The following is a 4,035-nucleotide window of genomic DNA, read 5'->3' as shown; positions in this document are numbered from 1 at the left end:
GGTCCCAGCCCGGTCGACCGCGCACGCCCGGGCAGTAAGCACCACGTCCTCACCGACGGCCAGGGCATCCCGCTCGCGGTCTCGCTGACCGGCGGCCACGGCGTGCTGCTGAAGCAGGCTCTGGCGCACATGGGCCACGTGTCCTGAGCGCCGACCCCTCCCAGGCGTCTAACGGTCCGGCGGCGGTTCGGGTCAGACCTTCTCCCGCGTCCACGCCCAGCGCACCCGGCTGTCAGCGCCGGCGCGGACCGTGCGCGCGTCACGGCCGACGTGCGCGTTCATCGCTGACCACAGCCGGTGCCGGAAGGTGAACCCCGGGGCCGGTCCTGCCTTCGCGGACCGCTCCCGCACGTCGGCCTTCGTGCACAGCTCGTCCCACACCCGGTCCGGGCACTCCCCGCGCCGCCAAAGGAAGTCGCAGTACGGGACGTGCGCGATCTCCAGGTTCAGCCAGCCGTCCTTCTTCAGCACGCCCTCCCACTCGGACAGGCGGAGCTTCAGGTAGCCGCGCGGCCGGTCGGACTTGTCGACGCTGGTGATGCCGAGCACGCGGACGAAGCCCGGGGTGCGTTCCAGCACGACCACCGGACGCTCCTTGTAGGTGTTGTCGTCGTGGGTGAGCTCGGCCGTCCACACATCGCCGACGGCCGGTGGCCAGGACGTCACTCCGGGGGGCGCGGGACGGGCCGGCGGCCCGGTCCTCAGCCAGCGCACCAGGCGGACGGCCGCGGCCACCGCGCAGCCGGCTGACAGCCCCACCAGCGACCACCACAGGACGGCGAGCAGCAGCGTCCCGGCGGTGGCGTCGTCCGGGTCGGGGACGAGGGTGCCGCCGGTGTAGTGGATCCAGTACCCGGTCACGACGGCCAGGAGGGCCTTCCACAGCGCCGTCCACAGCAGGACCAGCGGGAAGTAGCCGTGGTCCACGATCCGCATCAGACCCAGTACGGCGGCGGTCGTCGCGTAGATCACGGTCATGCCGGCCATGGGCTGCTTGTCGACCTCCGCGTCCAGCGGTGCCATGACGCCCGCCACGACGCAGCAGAGGCCCACCGCGCGTGCCGCGACCAGCATTCGGCTCCCCTTGAGCCGCGCGGGCGCCACCATCCGGACCATCGGCCGGGCGACCAGTACGCACAGCACGAGCAACGCCACGCATATCCAGGTGTTCCTGGTGCCGGTGAAGCCGACGCGGAGCACCGGAAACATCAGCATCCACATCGCCCAGGAGCCGAGCCCCACCGCCAACGGCGCTCCTACCGAGTATTCGGGTGTCAGCCGCTTCGACCTCAGCCGTGGTGGCTGCATCCCTCCCATCAGCGGCGTGCTCAGACACACCAGAAGTACGGCCCCAGCCAGAATCGCCTGCACGTTCCCTGCCCCCGCTCTCGTCGCTGGGAGCAGCATGGCCCCGCAACCGGCGTGCCCGGCGTCGTTTCGCTCTTCCGGGCCCGCGCGCCAGTCAGTCTGGTAAGGCGCCCAGGTCGGCCCGCGCGGCTGCCCGGTCGGCCATTGCGCAATCTGGACCAGCGGCGTCCGCATAGCCCGCAACGGCATGCGGACGGGCCCGTCGGATTGCTCGACTTGCACATCGTCATGCAGAACCTGCCTTCCCAGCCGCTCGTGCTGCCATGAAACCCGCCGGGCGGGTCGGTGTCCTCGGACAGCTCGCGCAGGATCGTGGCGAGCTCGTGCGCGTCGACGTCGTCGCCGGTGAGGTCGTCCTGGATCTGCTGGAAGGCCAGGGAGGCGATCCCGACGGAGGCGCGGACGCGGTCGATGCGCGTGCGGGACGTCGCGCTCACCGCGCGGTCGCCTTGGTGGTGGCGATACGGGCGGCGACGGTCTCCCAGCCGTGGTGCCAGGCGGAGCCAAGGCAGTACGCGCCTTCTCTGAACTAGCTCCCATAGCTGCACTTTTGTTGATCGAGCGAAAGGCAGAGGATCCTTGTGATTCAGTCAGCACCGTGAACCGGTGGCTCGCCGGAGGCCTTCTGGGCGTCCTGGCGAGTCTCATCGCAATCCGTCAAGCCTGGGCCACCCTGGAGTCGTTGGCTTGGTGAGTGTCATGGTCTTGGTCGTCTTCTGCGGTATCGCCCTGCCTGCCGTCTGGTCAGCCAATGATGATCGCCGTAAGGCAGCGCTCGCTGCATTGCGGGTGCTACTCGCCGCGCTGTTTCCTCAAGGCGGTGAGCGCCGATGACCATGGTCCGCAGGTGTCGAACCGCCGCAGCCTGCGGGGAGGGCTCCCCGCCCCAGACTCTCGGCTTTCAGGGCTCCTTGACGTTGCCGGTGCGGGCTGCGATCTGCCACTTCGCGGCCCTTCGCTCCGCCATCTCTGAGGAACGAAGTAGCAAGGGCCTCGGCATCTGCTCAACCGGCGGGGGACCGTGGTCTCTACGCGCACCCTGCGGACGCTCGCGCCCGGCAGGCTACCCCGATCGAACCAGCCCCTTTACTGCTCGCCGACAGGGGGTTGACGGGCGAGGAACTCGGCGAACGCCTCCGACTGCTTCGGGTCCATATACCCCTGCCGCCCGCTGCGCGCCCAGTCCTCCAGCCACTCAAGCCACCCGGCACGGCGCAACTCGGCCACCACCACCCGGCCCCGGGTGAACGTCATACGCTCGCCGTCCGCGTGCAGGTACCGCGTGTACGGGCCGTGCTGCGCCGGCCCGGGGGCCGTTCCTCGGCCGTGTCCGGCAGAGGTATCAGGGCGCCGTAGGCCCGCTGCGCCCAGTGCTCCAGCTCGACCAGCTCGGCCGCCGGGAGCAGCACGCTCGCCGACTGGCCGTTTCCGGTAAGGGGCACGCGCTCGCCGGTCTCCTCCACGAGAGCGACCAGGCGGCCGAAGTCCTGGACGGCGTCCGTCAGTTCAACACTGTTCATGGGCGTCGACGCTACCGACCGCCGGGCCTCGTCCGGTCAGCCGGTCATGACGGGTTCGCGCACAGCACCCAGGACAACGTCGGCTTTCACGACCACAACCAGGTTGTGAAGGCCGACGTCACGCCAGGCCCCGAATTGACCAACGGCATCACGGTGTTCGTCGGCCGGGCGCGGGCGGAGCGACCGGATGTCAGTCCCGGGAGGGCAGCCGTTGTGCGGGTGGTTGTCGGCGGGCACGGCGTGGACCGGCACCGGAACGTGGATCTCGGGCCGGACGGTGACCTTGGCAGGGCGCTCGGCGGTCGACGGGGCGGCGCAGGGTCATGCCGCGCGGCGCGAACGCGGAGAGGAACGTCCAGGCGAGGACGGCGAGTCCGGCCGCGACGGGGCGGCTGTCGGCCGGGGTGGTCTACTGGTGAAGGGGCAGTATTGCTGTCCTGCGCTATTCCTCAGCCGCACTGGGAGGACGCCGCAAGGCAGACTCTTATGGATCTTGTCGAGAGTTGAGTCCGGAGATCCTCCTAACATCCCACCAAGGCGGCAGCAGTGTGATCATGCCCGCATGACAGCTGGTCGGATCATCTTCCTCAACGGCACGTCCAGTTCAGGGAAGTCGAGCATCGCTCGGGAACTGCTGAACGTCCTGGACGACGGTGTCTTCTTCCACTTGGCGGTGGACAGCTTCAACGCGATGCGCACCAAGCGGAACCTCGGACCGGAGGATCTCGACATGGCGCTGCGGCGGACCAGGATGGGCTTCCATTGCTCGATCGCGGCCATGGCCGAGGTGGGCAACGACATCGTCGTCGACCACGTTCTCAGCGAGCCGTGGCGGCTGGTCGATTGCCTGTCGGTGCTGCGCCCCGAGGACGTGCTGTTCGTGGGTGTCCACTGTCCGCTGGACGAACTGACCCGCCGCGAGCAGGGCCGGGGGGACCGCCCGCTGGGCCTCGCCGCGGACCAGTACGACCTGGTCCACCGTCACGGCGACTACGACCTGGAGTGCGACACCAGTATGGCGAGCCCGCGCGAATGCGCCGAGCGGATCAAGGATTTCCTTCCGCACCGTCCAAAACCCACCGCCTTCGCCCGCCTCCGCGGACGTTATTTGACGGACAGCGGCCGCTCGGATCTGGGCAGCGCCTCA

General features: G+C 69.3%; 5 protein-coding genes and 1 pseudogene. 3 read left to right on the top strand and 3 right to left on the bottom strand.

Annotated elements, in window-relative coordinates; genetic code table 11:
- Positions 1 to 99, top strand: a pseudogene (locus ACI2LP_RS33900) (IS5/IS1182 family transposase); the annotation flags it as partial.
- A gap of 93 nt (positions 100 to 192) precedes the next feature.
- Here the strand turns inward: ACI2LP_RS33900 and ACI2LP_RS33895 are convergent.
- Complete coding sequence (locus ACI2LP_RS33895; RefSeq protein WP_404728380.1) at positions 193 to 1,242, bottom strand: hypothetical protein; 1,050 nt, start codon at positions 1,240 to 1,242, stop codon at positions 193 to 195.
- A 389-nt stretch (positions 1,243 to 1,631) separates the two neighbouring features.
- Here ACI2LP_RS33895 and ACI2LP_RS33890 point away from each other — a divergent pair, with 389 nt between their 5' ends.
- Complete coding sequence (locus ACI2LP_RS33890) at positions 1,632 to 1,901, top strand: hypothetical protein (RefSeq protein WP_404728379.1); 270 nt, start codon at positions 1,632 to 1,634, stop codon at positions 1,899 to 1,901.
- Positions 1,902 to 2,454: 553 nt separating this feature from the next.
- Here ACI2LP_RS33890 and ACI2LP_RS33885 read toward each other — a convergent pair.
- Together ACI2LP_RS33885 and ACI2LP_RS33880 are read right to left on the bottom strand one after the other, a co-directional pair.
- Positions 2,455 to 2,622: a hypothetical protein gene (locus ACI2LP_RS33885; RefSeq protein WP_404728378.1), complete on the bottom strand. Its 168-nt coding sequence runs from the start codon at positions 2,620 to 2,622 to the stop codon at positions 2,455 to 2,457.
- Positions 2,619 to 2,888: a hypothetical protein gene (locus ACI2LP_RS33880; RefSeq protein WP_404728377.1), complete on the bottom strand. Its 270-nt coding sequence runs from the start codon at positions 2,886 to 2,888 to the stop codon at positions 2,619 to 2,621. Before ACI2LP_RS33880 ends, ACI2LP_RS33885 begins: the two co-directional genes overlap by 4 nt.
- Before the next feature lie 562 nt (positions 2,889 to 3,450).
- On the opposite strand from ACI2LP_RS33880, the gene ACI2LP_RS33875 reads away from it, so the two are divergent.
- The coding region (locus ACI2LP_RS33875) for a chloramphenicol phosphotransferase CPT family protein (protein ID WP_404728376.1) at positions 3,451 to 4,035 on the top strand (585 nt) is incomplete at its 3' end.

Origin of the sequence: Streptomyces sp. NPDC019890, assembly GCF_044903445.1 — a bacterium.
In the GTDB taxonomy this organism is placed as follows: Bacteria; Actinomycetota; Actinomycetes; order Streptomycetales; family Streptomycetaceae; genus Streptomyces.
This window is presented reverse-complemented; position numbering and strand designations above follow the sequence as displayed.

Excerpts from the sequence above, each read along its gene's own strand:
- ACI2LP_RS33890 (WP_404728379.1), top strand. The coding sequence starts at position 1,632 with ATGAAACCCGCCGGGCGGGTCGGTGTCCTCGGACAGCTCGCGCAGGAT.
- ACI2LP_RS33885 (WP_404728378.1), bottom strand. The coding sequence starts at position 2,622 with ATGACGTTCACCCGGGGCCGGGTGGTGGTGGCCGAGTTGCGCCGTGCC.
- ACI2LP_RS33880 (WP_404728377.1), bottom strand. The coding sequence starts at position 2,888 with ATGAACAGTGTTGAACTGACGGACGCCGTCCAGGACTTCGGCCGCCTG.